The following is an 18,476-nucleotide window of genomic DNA, read 5'->3' as shown; positions in this document are numbered from 1 at the left end:
ACTCAACACTCAAAACTCAACACTATGGAACTATCGCATAATCATAAATCCCGCCTGCTGGCCTATTTCGACGGCCAGGGCTTCGAGCGCTGGAGCGCGATCTACGGCGATGCCGAGGTGTCGCGTATCCGCCGCACGATCCGCCAGGGGCACGCGCGCATGCTGGCGCTGGCCGAGCAATGGCTGTGCGAGGCGCTGCGCGCCGACGACCGACCAACGACGAATGACCAACCTTCGTCCTCCGTCCTTGGTCCTTCGTCCGTTCTCGACGCCGGCTGCGGCACCGGCTTGCTAAGCCTGGCGCTGGCGCGGCGCGGGCTGCACGTTACTGCCGTGGATCTTGCGCCGCAGATGGTCGCCGCCGCCGCCGCCGCGCTGCGCGATGCCGGGCTGGCCGCGCAGACCGAAACGCGCGTGGCCGATGTGGAAGCCGTGGACGGCACCTTCGACGCAGTGGCCTGCCTGGATGTGCTGGTGCACTACCCGGCCGCCGATTTCGCGACGATCGCGGGGGCGCTGGCCAAGCGCACGCGGGGCGCGCTGGTGTTTACCTACGCGCCGCACAGCCCGCTGCTGGCCGGGCTGCACTGGCTGGGCGGGCGCTTCCCAAGCGCGCACCGCCGCACCGAAATCCAAATGATCCCGCCCCGCGAGGTCGCGCGGGTGCTGGGCGCGAGCGGGCTGGCGATCCGCCGCACCGCGCGCATCAGCCACGGCTTCTACCACGTAACGCTGGTGGAAGCTGCGCGGCACTGAAACAAAGGAGCAGCAATGAACAAGCTGATGATCTTTCTGCTGCTGGGGGTGGCCGGCGCGGTGCTGGCCCAGTGGTACCGGCGCGAGGTTGTGCGCGAAGGCGACGCGCTGATCCACCTGCAGAGCGAGCACGAGCACTTCCACCTCCACGTCGACATGCCGCCCGAGATGGAAATTCAGCCGGGCGACACGCTGCACATCCTGACGGTGCCGCAGGATCATGGCCAGACGCCCGGCGAGCTGACCTACCCCAGCCGCGTGCGCCTGTACAAAGCCAGCTGGCTCAAGCGCAACGTCGTCAAGCGCAGCAGCCTGGCCGAAATCAACGAGCTGGTGGAACACCCGTGAGCAGTTTGCAGTTTGCAGGTGGCAGTTATCACTGCCCGCCGCCAACTGCCGACCGCCTACTGCCTACTGGAGGTTTTCGATGTTCTTCAACCCGCTGATGATGCAGATGCCGGGCGAGTTCTCGCCCACCACCGAGCACGCGATGCAGGAAGCCATCCTGACGCCGCGCTTCTACACCACCGATTACAAAGCCGTCGATAAGCTCCACGTCGACCATATGCGCGACGAGTTTGAGTGGATCCGCGGCGAGTTCGAGCACGACTACAACAAGGGCCACTTTCTGCGCAACGAGGAATTTCTGGCCGGCTTCGACGACATGCCCGTGCGCGCGCAGTTTGTCGAGTTTCTTGAGCGCAGCTGCACTGCCGAGTTCAGCGGCTGCATCCTGTATGCCGAGATGGTTAAGCACCTGAAAGACCCAACGATGCGCCGGATCTTCCAGTGCATGAGCCGCGACGAAGGCCGCCACGCCGGCTTCCTCAACAAAACCATGGCCGACCTGCGTGTGGAGATGAATCTGAACATTCTGCATACGCGCAAGAAATATACCTACTTCAAGCCCAAGTTCATTTTCTACTCGGTCTACCTTTCTGAGAAAATCGGCTATGCACGCTACATCGAGATCTACCGGCACCTGCAGAAAAACCCGCAGAACCTGATCCACCCGATTTTCAAGTGGTTCGAGAAGTGGTGCAACGACGAATACCGCCACGGCGAGTTTTTCTCGCTGCTGATGCGCTCGCAGCCCGAGCTGCTGCAGGGCGTGAACCAGCGCTGGATTCGCTTCTTCCTGCTGGCCGTGTACGCGACGATGTATCTGAACGACGCCCGCCGCGCCGATTTCTACAGCGCGCTGGGCCTGAACTGGCGCGAGTACGACCAGCGCGTCATTCGGCTGACCAACCAGATCAGCTCGCAGGTTTACCCGGTGACGCTGCCGGTCGACCACCCGCAGTTCTTCAGGAATCTCGACGCCTGCGCGCGCTACGATGCGCTGAGCCGCCAGCTCGACGCACGCGGCGACGCGATCTCGAAGCTGCGCTCGGCGCGCCTGAAGTCTGCCCTCGGCCTGCGCCTGCTGTCAACGTTCCGCCTGCCCGCGCAGGTCACCACGGCGGCGAACCGCTGGCAGGGGCTGGCCGGCTTCCCGAACTACCCCGGCCCGCGCTTGCAGGAACGCGCTGTATCCGCCTGAGCGGTCGGCAGTTGGCAGTTGGCACCAAGCTGCTGCCTCCTGCTCACTGCTGACTGCCAACTGGAGAAACTATGCGCTTCATTTTCCTGACGATGGATGGCAACCACGCGGCTGCCCTGCGTGCGGCGGCCGGGCGGCTGCAGCGCGAGCACGGCATTGCGCTTGAGTTGGGCCTGTACGACGCCAACAACCTGCGCAGCGCCGCCGACTGGGCGCGCCTCGCCGCAGACGCAGCGCGGGCCAACATGATCTTCGGCTCGATGCTGTTTGGCGAAGAATACGTGCGCCCCTTACAGCAGGTGCTGGCCAAAACAGCCACGCCGGTGTGCATCATCACCAGCAACCCCGCGCTGATCCGCATGACGCGGATCGGCAAGTTCGAGCTGCGGGCGCGCGAAAGCGCCGAGCGGCCGACCTCGCCGCTGCTGGCCTGGGCGCGCAAGTTCCGCCCGAAAAGTGGCCACGGCGAAAGCCAGCGCCAGCTTGCCATGCTGCGCAACCTCGGCAAGATTTTGAAGCACCTGCCCGGCAAGGCGCGCGATCTGCACACCTACATCGTCGTGCATCAGTACTGGATGCACTGCTCGGAAGAAAACCTGCGGCGCATGCTGCTGCTGCTGATCGAGCGCTATGTGCCCGGCTACAAAGGCAGGCTGCCCGTCGAGGAACCGATTGAGTACCCCGACGTGGCGCTGCTGCACCCCGACGCGCCCGCGCCCTTCGCCGACCTGGCGAGCTACCAGAAATGGCAGGAAGGACGAAAGACGAAAGACGAACGACGAAAGGCAAAAGCATCTTCGTCCTTCGTCCATGGTCCTTCGTCCAACGGCACGGTCGGCCTGCTCTCGCTGCGCACGGTTGCGCTGAGCGGCAACACTGCCCACCTCCATGCGCTGCATCGCGCCCTGGAGGCGCGCGGCCTCGACGTGCGCATGGCCTACGGCGCCGGCCTCGACTTCCGCCCGGCGATCGAGAGCTTCTTCCGCAGCGTACGGGCGAAGCATTCGCCTGGTAGTGCGTCGTCTGCAATGCCGCCAAGCCGGGCGAATGCTTCGTCCTTGCATGGCACAGATATCGACATCCTCCTGAACGGCGCGGGTTTCTCGCTGATCGGCGGCATGGCCGAAAGCCGCCCCGAAGAAGCGCGCGCCGCGCTTGAGGCGCTCGATGTCGCCTATTTCGACATGATTCCGCTGGCGTTTCAGCGCGTGGAAGAATGGCAGCGCGACGACACCGGCCTCGCGCCCATGCAGGTGGCAATGAACGTGGCCCTGCCCGAGCTGGACGCCGCCGCCGAGCCGCTGGTGTTTGGCGGCCCAACCGAAGGCAGCGACCGCTTTGTGGCGCTGCCCGACCAGATCGAGCGCGCGGCCGACCGGGTGGCGCGGCGGGTGGCACTGCGCCGCAAGCCGAATGCGGCCAAGCGCGTCGCCGTGGTGCTGTTCAACTTCCCGCCCACGCTCGGCAACATCGGCACCGCCGCCTACCTCGATGTGTTTGCCAGCCTGCACACCCTGCTGCTGCGCCTGCAATCCGAAGGCTACAGCGTCGATCTGCCGCCCAGCGTCGAGGCACTGCGCGCGCGGATTGTCGAGGGCAACGCGCCGATCTACGGCACCGACGGCAATGTCGCGGCGCAGCTCGGCGTGGGCGACTACCGGCGGCTTTTCCCCGACTACGCCGACATCGAGCCTTTCTGGGGCCTTGCGCCCGGCGAGCTGCTCAACGACGGCAAGAACTTCCACATTCTTGGCGCGCAGTTCGGGCAGGTGTTTGTTGGCATTCAGCCCAGCTTCGGCTACGAGCGCGACCCCATGCGCCTGCTGATGGCGAAAGACGCTGCGCCGCACCACGGCTTTGCGGCCTTCTACACCTGGATCGACCGCGTGTTCGACGCCGATGCGGTGGTGCATTTCGGCACGCATGGCGCGCTGGAATTCATGCCCGGCAAGCAGGTGGGCCTGAGCAGCCGCTGCTGGCCGGTGCGTCTGCTTGGCGGCCTGCCCAACTTCTACTACTACAGCGTCAACAACCCGAGTGAGGCGACCATCGCCAAGCGGCGCGGCTCCGCCACCCTGGTGAGCTACATGGTGCCGCCGCTGCAGCAGGCCGGCCTGTATCGCGGCTTGCGCCTGCTGAAAGACAGCATCGACAGCTACCGCCAGCGCCCCAGCGCTGAGCTGCTGGAAGACATTCGGGTGCAGGCCGATAAAATCGGCGTAGGGGCGAAGCATTCCGCTGATACACGCGAAGTTTCGCCCAGCAGTTCGGCGGAATGCTTCGCCCATACAGAATACGTCGCCGCGCTGGCCCACGAGCTGCTGCTGGTCGAGCAGCGCATGATCCCGGTCGGCCTGCATGTGCTGGGCAGCACGCCCGGCGCGCCCGAGCTGGCCGACATTCTGGCGCTGGTGGCGGCCTTCTACCGCCCGGTGCTGGCTGGCGCGACCACGCCCGAGCCGCTGCCGCAGCTGGTTGCCGCGCGCCTGGGCTGGGACTACGAAGCCCTGCGCGTGAATCTGGCGCGTGACGCGCAGGCGCAGGCGCGCTGGGAGCAGATCGACGCGATTGTGAAACAGGCCATGCGCCTGTTCGTAGAGGCCTATACAGAACACGCCGCCAGCGCCCGCACGCCCGACCTCCAGGCGACGATCTACGCCGCTGCCGAGGCGCACTTGCAGCAGGCGGCCGGCATCCGCCCCGGCGAGCTGCGCTCGCTGTGGACCTACCTCTACGATCTGCTGAACAACATCACCAACGAGCAGGAAGTCAACGGCCTGCTCCACGCGCTGGCCGGCGGCTACATCCCGCCCTCGCCCGCCAACGACGTCGTGCGCAACCCGGCGGTCGTGCCAACCGGGCGCAACATTCACGGCCTCGATCCCTTCCGCGTGCCATCGGCAGCCGCCCAGCAAGCCGGCGAGCGCCTGATGGAAGAGCTGATCGAGCGGCTGACGCAGGAGCAGGGTCAGCTGCCTGAAACCGTGGCGCTGGTGCTGTGGGGTGCCGACAACCTCAAGAGCGATGGCGAAGGCGTGGCGCAGGCGCTGGCGCTGCTGGGCGCGCGGGTCGTGCTCGACGAGCTAGGGAAGGTCAGCGATGTGGCGCTGCTGCCGCTGGCCGAATTGCGCCGCCCGCGCATCGACGTGGTGGTGACGGTGAGCGGCATTTTCCGCGACCTGCTGACTCACCAGATGATGCTGATCGACAAGGCTGCGCGCATGGCTGCCGCCGCCGACGAGCCCTGCGAGTTCAATTTTGTGCGCAAGCACGCGCTGGCGCAGGCCGCCGACCTGGGCGTGCCGCTGGCCGAGGCGTCGACGCGCGTGTTCGCCAATGCGCCCGGCAGCTATGGCGCAAACGTCAACCACATCGTCGAGAGCAGCAACTGGGACGACGACAGCCAGCTCGCGGATGCCTTTCTGGGGCGCAAAAGCTTTGCCTACGGTCAGCGCGGCGAGTGGCGCGAAGCCCGCCCGGTGCTGGAGCGCGCGCTCGCCACCGTCGACGCGACCTTCCAGAATATCGACAGCTTCGAGGTCGGCATCAGCGACATCGACCACTACTACGAAAACCTGGGCGGCGTGACCAAGAGCGTCGAGAAGCTGCGCGGCGCGCGCCCGCCCGTGCTGGTGGCCGACGCGATCACTACCACCGGGCGGCTCAGCTCGCTGGAGCAGATGGTGCGGCTGGAGACGCGCGCCAAGCTGCTCAACCCAAAGTGGTTCGAGGCCATGCTGGCGCACGGCTACCAGGGCGTGCACGAGATCGAGGCGCGTGTGGGCAACACCTACGGCTGGAGCGCCACCACCGCCGCCGTGGAGGGTTGGGTCTACCAGGGCGTCGCCGACACCTTCCTGCTCGATGAGGCGCTGCGCGAGCGCATGACCGGCCTGAACGCGCACGCCACCGCCGCCATTGCGCGCCGCCTGCTGGAGGCCAGCGATCGCGGTTTCTGGCAGGCCGACGAAGCGACGCTTGCCGCGCTTCAGCAAATCTACGGCGACCTGGAAGACCGCATGGAAGGCGTTGGGACGCAGCAACTGGCGGTGGGCGGATAGTGCTAAGAGTTGCAGGTTGCAGGTTAGAATGTTTGCACGTTCCTTGCGAACTTGCCAACCTGCAACTTGCCAACCTTAAACCCTCCGTGCCTCTGTGGTGAATTATTCGGTCGTCAGTGCTGGGGGGCGTAGAGCAATACGCCCGTTCCCTCGTCGCTGAAAGGGGGGCGCATGTCGATCTTCAAAAACATTCGTCTCGGGCTGCTGCACGTGTCCGTCGCGATCACATTCGTGCTGATCAACGGCGTGCTCAACCGCGTGATGATCCACGACCTGAACATCCTGGCGTCGCTGGTGGCGGTGCTGGTCGTGCTGCCCTACTTCCTGTCGCCGCTGCAGGTCTGGGTCGGCCAGCACTCCGACACCCACCCGATCGCGGGCTACCGCCGCACGCCCTACATCCTGCTGGGGCTGCTCTTGTGCATCGGCGGCGCGGTACTGACGCCGCGCGCGGCCATGCTCATGCCGGGCAGCTTGCCGCTGGGCCTGCTGCTGGGCGCGCTGGCCTTTGGCGCGTGGGGCGTCGGCTACAACCTCGCCGTAGTGAGCTACCTGTCGCTCGCCAGCGACCTTTCGGAAGAGCGCCAGCGCTCGCGCACGATTGCGATCATGTGGTTCATGATGATCGTCAGCATTATCATCACCGCGATCATCACCGGGCGGGCGCTGGCGCAGTACGACCCGGCGCGCCTCTTGCGCGTGTTCGACACTGGCGGATTGATCGCGCTTGGCATTGCGGCGCTTGGCCTGGTGGGGCTGGAGCCGCGCGGCAACCTGCCGGCCGAACAATCGCGCGCCAGCCAGCGCGCCGCACTGCGCGCCGTAATGGGGAATGCCCAAGCGCGCCGCTTCTTTGTGTACCTGATTCTGCTGCTGGCCGCCATTCTCGGCCAGGACATTCTGCTGGAGCCGTTTGGCGCGCAAGCCTTCGGCATGTCGGTTGCGGAAACCACGCAACTCACCGCCACATGGGGCGGCGCAACGCTGATCGCGCTGCTCTTGCAGGGCCTGCTGCTCAGCCGCTGGCTCAGCAAAAAGACCGGCGCGCTGCTGGGCGGCCTGCTCGCCACCGCTGGTCTGCTGCTGATCGCCGCGAGCGGCTTGCTGCAAATTCAGCCGCTGTTCGTGCCCGGCATCTTCGCGCTGGGCTTTGGCACCGGCATTGCCACCAGCACCAACCTCGCGCTCATGCTCGACATGACCACGCCCGAGCAGGTGGGTCTGTTCATTGGCGCGTGGGGCCTGGCCGACGCGCTGGCGCGTGGCGCGGGCATGCTGCTTGGCGGCGTGCTGCGCGACCTCGTCACCGCCGCCACGGGCAACCCATCCAGTGGCTACATCACCGTGTTTCTGCTGGAAGCGATCATGCTGGCCGGCTCGCTCCTGCTGCTGCGCCAGATCGACGTGCGCGCCTTCCGCAGCCACCAGCCAACGCTCACGGAACTGGTCGCGCTGGCGGGAGACGCCTGAGAGTGATGAATGATGAGTGTTGAGTGTTGAGTGACCGCGATTCGCATCCTGCAAATGAAGAAGGTTGACCGTGCATACAAACGCCGCCGAACTCAAAACTCAAAACTCAAAACTCAAAACTGACGCCCTGCCCACCTACCCCTTCGCCGCAATCGTCGGCCAGGCCGAGCTGAAGCTCGCGCTGCTGCTGTGCGTGGTCGATCCGAGCATCGGCGGCGTGATGGTGATGGGCCACCGTGGCACCGCCAAAAGCACCGCCGTGCGCGCGCTCGCCGCGCTGCTGCCGCCCATGCGCGTGGTGCTCGGCTGCCCCTACGGCTGCGACCCCGCCGCGCCTTCGCCGGTGTGCCCGCACTGTAGGGGCGAAGCATTGCCTGCGGCTGCAGCGCCAGAGAATGCTTCGCCCCTGCGGCGGGCACGCTTCGCCTCTGCGTCGCGCTCCGTCCCGGTCGTCGATCTGCCGCTCGGCGCAACCGAAGATCGCGTCGTTGGCGCGCTCGACATCGAGCGGGCGCTGGTGGAAGGCGTGCAGGCCTTTGCGCCCGGCCTGCTGGCGCGCGCCAATCGCGGCTTTCTCTACATCGACGAAGTCAACCTGCTGGAAGATCATCTGGTCGATCTGCTGCTCGATGTCGCGCAAAGCGGCGTGAACGTCGTCGAGCGCGAGGGCGTGAGCGTGCGCCACCCGGCGCGCTTTGTGCTGGTGGGCAGCGGCAACCCCGAAGAAGGCGACCTGCGCCCGCAGCTGCTCGACCGCTTCGGCCTCCACGCGCGCATCACCACCATTGCCGACGTTCCCGAGCGCGTGGAGATCGTGCGCCGCCGCCGCGCCTTCGACCTCGACCCGTGCGCCTTTGCCGAAAAGTGGGAAAAGGCCCAGGCCAAGCTCCAGCGCAGCATTCGCGCCGCCCAGAAGCGCCTGCCCGCCGTCGATCTGTCCGACGCGGCCCTGCTGGCGGCGGCCGAGCTGTGTGCCACGCTCGCCATCGACGGCCACCGTGGCGAGCTGACGCTTTGCCGCGCGGCAGTGGCGCTGGCCGCGCTTGAGGGGCGGCCTTCCGCCCAGCCTACCGACGTGGCGCGCGTGGCCCTGCTTTCGCTGCGCCACCGCCTGCGCAAAGACCCGCTCGAAACGGGCGGCGACGACCACCGGATCGAGCGGGCTGTGGCGGCGTTAGGTGCGTAAATAGCAAACTGCCGGCTGCCTGCTGCCTGCTGCCTTCTGAGATAATGAATGACCGATTCATATAGGAGCGCCTGCCAGTAGCCAGCGTCTGGCGCTGGGCAGCGCACAACGCCGATGCCCGAGTTGCTTCCCTTTCCAGCATTGGTTGGTCTGGAACCGGCACAGCAAGCCCTGCTGCTGCTGGCGGTCGAGCCGCGCCTGCGCGGGCTGGTGCTGGCAGCGCCCGCCGGTAGCGGCAAAAGCACGCTGGCGCGTGGCGCGCAATCCTTGTTCGGCGCGCGCGCGCCCTTTGTCGAGCTGCCGCTCGGCGCGGACGACGATGCGCTGCTGGGCGGGCTCGACATCGCCGCGACCCTGCGCAGCGGCGCGCGCGTGCTGCGGCCCGGTCTGTTGGCGCGCGCCCACGGTGGCATCATCTACGCCGACGGCCTGAACCTGCTGGCCGATAGCTGCGCGAACCAGCTGCTTGGCGCGCTGGAAAGCGGCGAAGTGCTGGTCGAGCGCGAAGGCATCAGCACGCGCGCGCCCGCCCGTTTCTGCCTGCTCGGCACCTACGACCCCGCCGAAGGCGCGCCGCGCCGCCACCTGCTCGATCGAGCTGGACTGCTGGTGGTGCTGCCCGCCGCCGCCTCACCCGCCGAGCGCGCCGAGGTGGTGCGCCGCAACCGCGCCCACGGCCGCGCCACCGACGTTTGGCTGGACGAATTCGCGCTGCTGCACGGCCTTGTCGCCGCCGCCCGCGAACAACTGCCGCAGGTACACATCACCGAAGATCAGATCACGCAGCTTGCCGCCTTTGCCCTCGCCTGCGGCGTCGAAGGCCACCGCGCCGACGCATTTGCCGTGCGGGCGGCCTGCGCGGCGGCGGCGCTGGCCCTGCGCGACGAGGTGCTGCCCGAAGACATCGAGCTGGCCGCGCGCTTTGTGATTTTGCCCCGCGCCACGCGCCTGCCCGCGCCGCCGCCCCCGCCCGACGAATCGCAACCCCAGCAGACGCCGCCACCCCCGCCCGCCGACGAGCGCCCGCCTGACGACGGCGACGAGCAGCCCGCCCCCACCGACGCCCAGCTTCCCGACGAGCAGGTGCTCAGCGCGCTTGCCACTGAGCTGCCCGCCGACCTCACCACGCTGCCCTTCCGCGCCCAGCGGCGCGGGCGCAGCGGCTCGCGTGGCAGCACCGCTGGCCGGCGCGGGCGGCATGTGCGCAGCGCCCCCGGCGACGTGCGCCGCGCCCGCATCGACGTGGCCGCGACCCTGCGCGCCGCCGCGCCATGGCAGCGATTGCGAAGCGTGGACGAAAGACGAAAGGCCAACGACGAAGAGGGCAATGAGACACAGTCTTCGTCCTCCGTCAATCGGCCGGCCCTGAGCGTGTCGAAGGCTCCTTCGTCAGTCGTCCTTCGGGCCGACGACCTGCGCATCAAGCAGTTCCGATCCAAGGCCGGCGCGCTGTTCTGCTTTGCCGTGGATGCGAGCGGCAGCATGGCCCTGCACCGCATGCGGCAGGCCAAAGGCGCGGTTCATTCCCTGCTTCAGCAAGCCTACATCCACCGCGACCGCGTGGCCCTGCTGGCGTTTCGCGGGCAGCGTGCCGAGCTGCTGCTGCCACCCTCGCAGAGCGTCGAGCTGGCCCGCCGTGCGCTCGACCTGCTGCCGACTGGCGGCGGTACGCCCCTCGCTGCCGCGCTGCTTGGCGCGCTTGAGATCGCCGCGCAGGCACGCGGGCGCGGCATCCACCAGACCGTGCTGGTGCTGCTCACCGATGGCCGCGCAAATGTGGGCGTGCGCGCCGAGCGCGGCGGTGTCGCCACGGAGTTGCAGCGCCTGGCCGGGCAGGTCGCCGCCGCCGGCATCCACTCGCTGGTGATCGACACACAGCGCAACTACCTCAGTCGTGGCGAAGCGCGCCAGCTGGCCGGCTGGCTCGGCGGCGAGTATATCTACCTGCCCAACGCCAGCGGCGCGCAAATCGCCGACGCCGCCCTCGGCGCGCGCACCGGCGATCCTGCCTGAGCCGTTCCATCGACCACCAACCGCCGACCACTGGTGGCTGAGAATAAAACTACCGCAAAGAGCGCAAAGAACGCGAAGGTGCTTGGGTATTGCAGCTTGCGGGTTTGTAGGCGTAGGTTTGCAAATCACGGCTACTGCCACCTGCCGACTGCCTACTGCGCTTTCCTCTCCCCTCTTCATCTTGTCACCTTCTCCGTCCTTCGCCCTACTTGACTCTCACATTTTCCATGCTATATTTCTTTCAATTATGCGTATATGCGTATAATAAGAAAGTGAGGACAGTATGGCATCACCATTTGTGCCAAATTACAGCCCGCCTATCACCTATGAATTTGCGCTTGCGCCGGCGCATAGCGCGCTGGTGAGCCTTGCGCTGCTCACCACCGATATGGATGTGCAGGACGACGAAGAATGGGTGAGCGTGACGGCGGCGGCGCTCAGCCCCGAACAGGCACAGCGCAACCAGCTCGTGTTTGGGCCATTCGGCGCGGCGCTCACGCCCGCGCGCGATTTCCCCGATTTCCCAGCCTACCTTGCCGCGCTCGACGACACGCCGCCCGAAACCTTGCGCGCGCGCATTCCCGAGGGCGCGCTCCTGCTTGGCAGCAATGAGCTGCGCGCCGAAGCCGAAACGCTGCTGGCCGACCCGCCCGCCCTGCATGCGCTGATCGTTGGGCACCTGCGCGAGCTGTGGGAACGCCTGCTCGCGCCCGTGTGGTCGCGCAGGCTTTCGCAATTGCAGGGCTTCCAGCTGTTCTTGCAGCAGCGCGATTTCCCCACCAGCAGCGCCGGCGACATGCTGCGCGCCATTCTCAACCGCGAGCTGCCCGACTGGCTGACTGCGCAGCTTGGTGGCGTGCGCCATGTCGTGTTTGTGCTGCACCCGCATGTGCGCCTGTTCGCGTCGCGCTTCGGCAGCGCCGACACGATCTGGGTGTTTGCGCGCCCATCGCCCGAGAACCTGGCCATGCGCAGCGCGCCAATCAAGCGCATCGAGCTGGTGCGCCCATTCGCCGCGCTGGCCGACGAAACGCGCCTGCACATCCTCGAGCTGCTGGCGCAGGGCGACCTGCCGACGCAGGAGATTATTGCGCAGCTTGGGCAGAGCCAGCCGAATGTGTCGCGCCACATCAAGCAGCTGGTGAGTGCGGGTTTTGTGGACGAAATGCGCGGCGAAGGCGCCAACAAGCGCTATCGGCTGGTGCTGCGCCGCCCCGACAGTGTGCTCTGGCTGCTGCGCCAGCTGCTCACGCCCGAAAACGCCACCCGGCTCGACGCCGACCCGCGCGCTGGGCAGCCCGAATCGCTGCGCCGCTTCCTCGACACGCAAAGCCGCGTGACGACATGGCCGGCACGGCGCGAAGATCGCGCGCTGGTGCTCCATTACCTGGCCGACAAATTCGCGACCGGGCGTGAGTACAGCGAGAAAGAAGTGAATGCGACGATCAACGCCTGGCATACCTACCACGACCACGCTACGCTGCGGCGCGAGCTGTTCAGCAACAAGCTGATCGGCCGCACGCCCGACGGCGCGCGCTACTGGCGAGTGGAAGCGAGCGCATAGCCTGGAAGGTTGCAGGTTTGCAGGTTGCAGGTTTGCGAGGTTGCAGGTTTGCGAGGTTGCAGGTTGCAGGTTTGCGGGTTGGAAAGTTAGTCTCGGCTCTCGGTTCCCAGTTCTGTGGTTCTCGGTTCTCGGTTCCCGGTTCTCGGTTCCCAGTTCTGTGGTTCCTGGTTCTCGGTTCTCAGTTCTCGGTTCTGTGGTTCTGTGGTTCTCGGTTCTGTGGTTCTCGGTTCTCGGTTCTGTGGTTCCTGGTTCTCGGTTCTCGGTTCGCCGCCCAACTGCAACTTTCTACAGGGAACCATGCGTCTTACTGGCAGAAACGCATGGTTTCGACAGGAAATGAGGAGGGCCGATGGACTCGCGCTTTCTTGGGGTGCCAATGTTCGCCTGGGGCGTGCTGTGCCTGGTGGTCGCGGGCATTTTTGTGGTGGTGTGGCCAGCCGACCGCGTGGCCGGGGCAGGGGCGCTGCGCCTGTTTGTGGTGCGCTGGTTTCACGCGCTGGTGTGGGTGTTTCTCGCGGCGTCGTGCTTTATTCGCGGGGCCGACAGCGCCAACCCACTGGCGAATCAAGCCGCCTTTGCCGCGCTAATCACCTACCTGATCTTCATGGCCTCGATGTTTCTGCGCTACTGATTTTTCTTTGGGTCAGAGAAATGTCCAAAATCCTCAAAATTTATCCACAGATTACGCAGATAACGCAGATTAACGACCTCGTATCTGTGTAATCTGCGTAATCTGTGGATAGATCGCGTTCTCATTCCAAAGAATTTTCGTGCCTTGGTGGTATTCGCTTCTCCAGCAACGTCCTACGTCCCAATTACCCCTAGCTCGCGCCCAACTTTGCTGAACGCCGCAATCGCCCGGTCGATCTGCTCGGGCGTGTGCGCCGCCGAGAGCTGCACGCGAATGCGCGCCTTGCCCTGCGGCACCACCGGGTAGGAAAAGCCAATCACATAAATGCCCTCGGCCAGCAGGCGCTCCGCAAACTCCTGGGCCAGGCGCGCGTCGCCCAGCATCACCGGGGCGATCGGGTGCTCGCCCGCTGGGATGCTGAAGCCCGCTGCCGCCATGCCGCTGCGAAACTGGCGCGTGTTCGCTTCCAGCCGGTCGCGCAGCTCGGTGGTGGCGCTCAGCAGCTCCAGCACGCGTAATGTGCCGCCCACAATCGCCGGGGCAACCGTGTTCGAGAACAGGTAGGGCCGCGAGCGCTGGCGCAGCATGGCCACAATTTCCTTGCGCGCCGCCGTGAAGCCACCCGATGCGCCGCCCAGCGCCTTGCCCAGCGTGCCGGTGATAATATCGACCCGGCCCATCGCGCCCGCGCGCTCGTGCGAGCCGCGCCCCGTCGCGCCAACGAAGCCAGTGGCGTGGCTGTCGTCGATCATCACCATCGCGCCATAGCGCTCGGCCAGGTTGCAGATCGCGCCCACCTGCGCAATCGTGCCGTCCATCGAGAACGCGCCATCCGACACGACCAGAATGCGGCGCGCGCCCTGTGCGGCCACAAGCTGCGCTTCCAGATCGGCCATGTCGTTGTTTTTGTAGCGGAAGCGCCGCGCCTTGCACAGCCGAATGCCGTCGATGATCGAGGCGTGGTTCAGTTCGTCGGAAATCACGGCGTCCTGCTCGCCCAGCAGCGGCTCGAACACGCCGCCGTTGGCGTCAAATGCCGCCGCGTAGAGGATGGTATCTTCGGTGCCGAGGAACTCGGACAGCCGCGCCTCCAGCTCTTTATGGATGTCTTGCGTGCCGCAAATAAAGCGCACCGACGACATGCCGTAGCCGTGGGTGTCGATTGCGGCTTTGCCGGCAGCAATCACGTCGGGGTGTGAGGACAGGCCCAGGTAGTTGTTGGCGCAGAAGTTCAGCACCTGCTGGCCTTGCACGGTGCCAATCACCGCGCCCTGCGCCGTGGTGATGATGCGCTCGCGCTTGTAGAGGCCAGCCGCCTCGATCTGGTCGAGCTCGGCCTGAAGCTCGGCGCGCACAGTATCGAACATCGTTGTTCCTTTCTCATTTCGTTCTTGTGTTTGTTTGGGCATGATACCACTCATCGGGTGGAAGATTTTTTGTCGCTTGGGCCGCGAGGGCCATCTCATTTGAGGGCTGTATGCTCGTGCCGCGAGGGCTTTCTCTTTCGAATGCTGTACGCTCGGGCCGCGTGGCCGCAGGGTGCGCCGGCACCCTGCACCGCGGCTGGGGCTTGCGCCCCAAACCCCGAAGCAGTACCTGCTAAGAACCAGTTTGCTCGGGCCGCAGGGCCGCCGGGGCTCACGCCGCCCCACCCACTTCGTGGGTACCCGCCCGGCGTCGGGGCTTGCGCCCCGAACCCCGAAGCGGTACCTGCTAAGAACCAGTTTGCTCGGGCCGCAGGGCCGCCGGGGCTTGCGCCCCGAACCCCAAATTTTAGGTGAGTATCAGGCGCGAGGTTTGTTTGTCATGCCTCCGTTGTGCCGATCGCTGGCAATGGACGAATGATGCTGTACCAGCTTCCTAACCATTCTCTTTCACTCATCCTTTGATGCCGGCGGTGAGCACAACAGAGGCATAACCGCAGAGCATTTCGTCAGCCGGCCACACTCTTTTTGGGGTTCGGGGCAAGGCCCCGACGCCGGGGTTGTTAGGGGCGGGCGGCCGCCCCTAACCGCGGGGAACGGGGCCGCGCAGGCCCCGACTAAACACCCAGCGGGGTGCAGGGGCAGCGCGCCCTGCGAAAACATAAACCACCTCCAAACTGGCATTGCTTGCCAAGCAAGGAGTGCAGGGGCAAAGCGCCCTGCGAAAAGAATTGCGCCCGCGCGCGTCTTATTCATGCTACGATAGCGCGTGCCCGCACACATGAAGGAGAACACAATGAAAATTGGCCTGGTGATGCCGATTGGCGAAGACGAGGACGTGCGCCGCCCGCCCAGCTATGCCGACATTCGCGCGGTGGCCCAGTGCGCTGAGGAAGTCGGGCTCGACTCGATCTGGCTCTACGACCACCTGCTGTTCCGCAGCGGCGATAAGCCGACCGAGGGCATCTGGGAGTGCTGGACGATGCTTGCCGCGCTGGCCGAGGCGACCACGCGCGTGCAGCTTGGCACGATCGTGCTGTGCACACCATTCCGCAACCCCGCGCTGCTGGCGAAAATGGCCGATACGCTGCACGAGATCAGCGGCGGACGCTTCATTTTTGGCCTGGGCGCGGGCTGGCACCAGCCCGAGTTCGACGCGTTCGGCTACCCGTTCGACCACCTGGCCAGCCGCTTCGAGGAGGCCTTGCAGATTATTGTGCCGCTGCTGCGCGAGGGCAAGGTCGATTTCACCGGCAAATACTATAGCGCGCCCAACTGCGAGCTGCGCCCACACGCCACTGCCAGCGGCATCGAGATCCTGATTGCGGGCGCGAAGCCGCGCCTCCTGGGCATCACTGCGCGCTACGCCGACAGCTGGAATACCGCCTGGCTGGGCCAGCCCACGCTGCTGCCCGAGCGCCGCGCCCGCCTCGATGCGGCCTGCGCCGAGCAGGGGCGCGACCCGGCGACGCTCGCCACCACGGTTGGCGTAATAATTCAGCCGCCGCAGCTCGAAAACCCCGAGCAGCTGCCGCCCGAGCGCGCGCTGCGTGGCTCGGTTGCCGAGGTGGCGGCAGCTTTCCGCAGCTACGCCGACATGGGCGTTGCGCACCTGATCTGCACCGCCGAGCGCGTCACGCCCGAGATCGTGGATTGGCTGGGCGACGTCGTGCGCGCGTATCGCGGGGCGGGCGCTTAGCCCCGATAATTTTCAAATAGCCACAAAGACTCGAAGATGCCACGATTGTAGAGCATCCTGAAGACCTCCGTGCCTTTGAGTCTTCGTGGCTATTGTTCCCCATGCTCGTATGAAATTGGCGCGGGCGAATCGCTGCGCCCGCCGAAAAGGAGCCAAAAGGCCAGCCCGATACTCCGCCTTGCGATGGTAGGCGAACAAATGCGCGTATGGTATGATGCGCGGGCCGCCAACATCGTGACAGGGGGAGTATGTGATTGAGACGACAGAATTCCGCGTAGCAAACGCGCGGCAGTACGACCGCCGCAGCCCGGCGCGCTGGGTTATTTCGCACATTCTGCGCTACAAGCTGCAAACGCTGCTGATGATGGGCTGCTACACGCTGGCCTGGCTGGTGTTTGCGCAGGCCCCTGTACAGATCGGGCGCGCCGCCGAAGAGATCACCAACCCGTCTGCGCCGAATGGCCTGCTGGTGATCGCGCTGGTCATTCTGGCGCTGCTGATGACCGACGGCTTTGCGATGCTTACGGGCAGCCTTTCGGCTGAGCACGTGGCGGCGCGCATTGCCACCGACGCGCGCGAAGAGCTGTATGGCAGCCTGCTGGGAAAAAGCCAGTCGTATCACGACCGCCAGCGCGTTGGCGATATTATGGCGCGCGCCACCGACGATGTTACGCAGCTCAGCAGCATGGTTGTGCCGGGCGTGAGCATGTCGTTCGAAATGGTGATGGGCTTTGTGGTGCCGATTGTGTATATGGCACTGCTGCGCCCCGAGCTGACGATTGTGCCGCTGGGCTTTGTGGTGTGCTACCTGATCCTGGTGCGGCGCTACCTGCGCCGGCTCTCGCCCGTGTCGCGGGCGCAGCGCGACCTGTTTGGCAAGCTCAACGCCGGGCTGGAAGAAACCGTCGCCGGCATCGAGGTCGTCAAGGCCAGCGCGCGCGAGGAGTTCGAGCGGAACAAGTACGGCCACACTGCCCGGCTGTTTCGCGGCGCGTTTGTGCAGCAGGGCCGCATCGAGGCCACCTACCTGCCGCTGCTGGTCTACAGCTTCGCGCTCGGCCTGCTGCTGATGCACGCGCTGCTGCTGTACAGCCAGGGCCGCATTGGCCTGGCCGAAGTGGTTGGCGCGGTCGGGCTGATGAACCTCCTGCGCTTCCCAACCTTTCTGTCGGTCTTTTCCTTCTCGATTGTGCAATCGGGCCTTGCCAGCGCCGCGCGCATTCTGGAAGTGATTCGCGCCGAAACGACGCTGGACGAAAATGCTGGTGGGTATGCTGGCAGCATTGCCGGCGCGATTGCCTTTGAGCATGTGGATTTTGGCTATGAAACGCCGACGAAGGACGAGCGACCATTGACGAACGAGCAAGAAGCATCGTCCTTCGTCCTGAAAGACATCTCCTTTGCCGTCGCGCCGGGCCAGACGGTCGCAATCGTCGGGCAGACGGGCAGCGGCAAAAGCGCGCTGACACAGCTGATCAACCGCACCTACGACGTCACCGCCGGGCGCGTGCTGATCGATGGCGTGGACGTGCGCGAGTGGAGCCTGCAGTCGCTGCGCTCGCAGATCGCGAAAATCGAGCAGGACGTGTTTCTGTTCTCGCGCTCGATTGCCGAGAATATTGCCTTTGGCACGCCCGGCGCGTCGCAGGAGCAGATCGAGCAGGCCGCCCGCGATGCCCAGGCGCACGAGTTCATTTCGGCGCTGCCCGAGGGCTATGGCACCGTGATCGGCGAGCGCGGCGTGACGCTTTCGGGCGGGCAACGCCAGCGGCTGGCGCTGGCGCGCGCGTTTCTCAACAATCCGCGCATCCTGATTCTGGACGACTCGACCTCGGCAATCGATAGCGCGACGGAAGACCAGATCCAGCGCGCAATTCGCCGCGCCCAGGAAGGCCGCACCACCATCCTGATCACGCACCGCCTGTCGCAGATCCGCTGGGCCGACCATATTCTGCTGCTGGAGAACGGGCGCGTCGCTGCCGCTGGCACGCACGACCAGCTGCTTCGCCGCTCGCCGCACTACCGCCGCATCTTCGCCCGCTACGACGTGGAGCTGCCACCGCTGGAGCCGGCGACAGTTGGCAGTACGCAGTCCGCAGAGACACTGCCGATGCCGACGAATAGCTGAT

General features: G+C 65.8%; 12 protein-coding genes. 11 read left to right on the top strand and 1 reads right to left on the bottom strand.

Translation table 11 applies throughout. The annotated features are described in order from the left end of the window. Positions 1–24: 24 nt before the first annotated feature. The 9 genes from bchM to M1P90_RS29490 all read left to right on the top strand — a co-directional run bounded on the left by bchM (position 25) and on the right by M1P90_RS29490 (position 13,224). The gene (bchM, locus tag M1P90_RS29530) at positions 25–756 is read left to right on the top strand and encodes a magnesium protoporphyrin IX methyltransferase (protein ID WP_483699285.1); all 732 of its coding nucleotides are present in this window, start codon (positions 25–27) and stop codon (positions 754–756) included. Between the two features lie 15 nt (positions 757–771). Next, positions 772–1,104, top strand: a complete 333-nt coding sequence (locus tag M1P90_RS29525; RefSeq protein ID WP_483699284.1) for a hypothetical protein — start codon at positions 772–774, stop codon at positions 1,102–1,104. 79 nt (positions 1,105–1,183) lie between these two features. After that, complete coding sequence (acsF, locus tag M1P90_RS29520; RefSeq protein ID WP_483699283.1) at positions 1,184–2,299, top strand: magnesium-protoporphyrin IX monomethyl ester (oxidative) cyclase; 1,116 nt, start codon at positions 1,184–1,186, stop codon at positions 2,297–2,299. Positions 2,300–2,370: 71 nt separating this feature from the next. Beyond that, a complete protein-coding gene (locus M1P90_RS29515; protein WP_483699282.1) occupies positions 2,371–6,360 on the top strand; it encodes a magnesium chelatase subunit H in 3,990 nt (1,329 codons plus the stop codon). 171 nt (positions 6,361–6,531) lie between these two features. Next, on the top strand, positions 6,532–7,830 hold the full coding sequence (locus M1P90_RS29510; protein WP_483699281.1) for a BCD family MFS transporter: 1,299 nt from the start codon (positions 6,532–6,534) through the stop codon (positions 7,828–7,830). Between the two features lie 70 nt (positions 7,831–7,900). Then, a complete protein-coding gene (gene bchI, locus M1P90_RS29505) occupies positions 7,901–9,016 on the top strand; it encodes a magnesium chelatase ATPase subunit I (RefSeq protein WP_483699280.1) in 1,116 nt (371 codons plus the stop codon). 114 nt (positions 9,017–9,130) lie between these two features. Further along, complete coding sequence (gene bchD, locus M1P90_RS29500; protein ID WP_483699279.1) at positions 9,131–11,029, top strand: magnesium chelatase ATPase subunit D; 1,899 nt, start codon at positions 9,131–9,133, stop codon at positions 11,027–11,029. Positions 11,030–11,312: 283 nt separating this feature from the next. Next, positions 11,313–12,593, top strand: a complete 1,281-nt coding sequence (locus M1P90_RS29495) for a DUF2087 domain-containing protein (protein ID WP_483699278.1) — start codon at positions 11,313–11,315, stop codon at positions 12,591–12,593. Between the two features lie 349 nt (positions 12,594–12,942). Then, complete coding sequence (locus M1P90_RS29490; protein WP_483699277.1) at positions 12,943–13,224, top strand: hypothetical protein; 282 nt, start codon at positions 12,943–12,945, stop codon at positions 13,222–13,224. 173 nt (positions 13,225–13,397) lie between these two features. Here the strand turns inward: M1P90_RS29490 and kbl are convergent, their stop codons facing one another. Beyond that, positions 13,398–14,591 carry a glycine C-acetyltransferase gene (kbl, locus tag M1P90_RS29485; RefSeq protein WP_483699276.1) on the bottom strand — a complete coding sequence of 398 codons (1,194 nt, stop codon included), beginning with the start codon at positions 14,589–14,591 and terminating at the stop codon, positions 13,398–13,400. A gap of 853 nt (positions 14,592–15,444) precedes the next feature. Between kbl and M1P90_RS29480 the strand changes: the two genes are divergently transcribed. Beyond that, positions 15,445–16,347 carry an LLM class flavin-dependent oxidoreductase gene (locus tag M1P90_RS29480; RefSeq protein ID WP_483699275.1) on the top strand — a complete coding sequence of 301 codons (903 nt, stop codon included), beginning with the start codon at positions 15,445–15,447 and terminating at the stop codon, positions 16,345–16,347. Between the two features lie 250 nt (positions 16,348–16,597). Next, entirely contained in the window at positions 16,598–18,475 is a 1,878-nt protein-coding gene (locus tag M1P90_RS29475; RefSeq protein WP_483699274.1) for an ABC transporter ATP-binding protein, read from the top strand. The last annotated feature ends 1 nt before the right edge of the window (position 18,476 follow it).

The organism is Kouleothrix sp. 19917 (assembly GCF_057073505.1).
Note: the sequence above shows the minus strand (reverse complement) of the source record. Positions and strands in the feature narration are given on the sequence as shown.

Excerpts from the sequence above, each read along its gene's own strand:
- bchM (WP_483699285.1), top strand. The coding sequence starts at position 25 with ATGGAACTATCGCATAATCATAAATCCCGCCTGCTGGCCTATTTCGAC.
- M1P90_RS29525 (WP_483699284.1), top strand. The coding sequence starts at position 772 with ATGAACAAGCTGATGATCTTTCTGCTGCTGGGGGTGGCCGGCGCGGTG.
- acsF (WP_483699283.1), top strand. The coding sequence starts at position 1,184 with ATGTTCTTCAACCCGCTGATGATGCAGATGCCGGGCGAGTTCTCGCCC.
- M1P90_RS29515 (WP_483699282.1), top strand. The coding sequence starts at position 2,371 with ATGCGCTTCATTTTCCTGACGATGGATGGCAACCACGCGGCTGCCCTG.
- M1P90_RS29510 (WP_483699281.1), top strand. The coding sequence starts at position 6,532 with ATGTCGATCTTCAAAAACATTCGTCTCGGGCTGCTGCACGTGTCCGTC.
- bchD (WP_483699279.1), top strand. The coding sequence starts at position 9,131 with ATGCCCGAGTTGCTTCCCTTTCCAGCATTGGTTGGTCTGGAACCGGCA.
- M1P90_RS29495 (WP_483699278.1), top strand. The coding sequence starts at position 11,313 with ATGGCATCACCATTTGTGCCAAATTACAGCCCGCCTATCACCTATGAA.
- M1P90_RS29490 (WP_483699277.1), top strand. The coding sequence starts at position 12,943 with ATGGACTCGCGCTTTCTTGGGGTGCCAATGTTCGCCTGGGGCGTGCTG.
- kbl (WP_483699276.1), bottom strand. The coding sequence starts at position 14,591 with ATGTTCGATACTGTGCGCGCCGAGCTTCAGGCCGAGCTCGACCAGATC.
- M1P90_RS29480 (WP_483699275.1), top strand. The coding sequence starts at position 15,445 with ATGAAAATTGGCCTGGTGATGCCGATTGGCGAAGACGAGGACGTGCGC.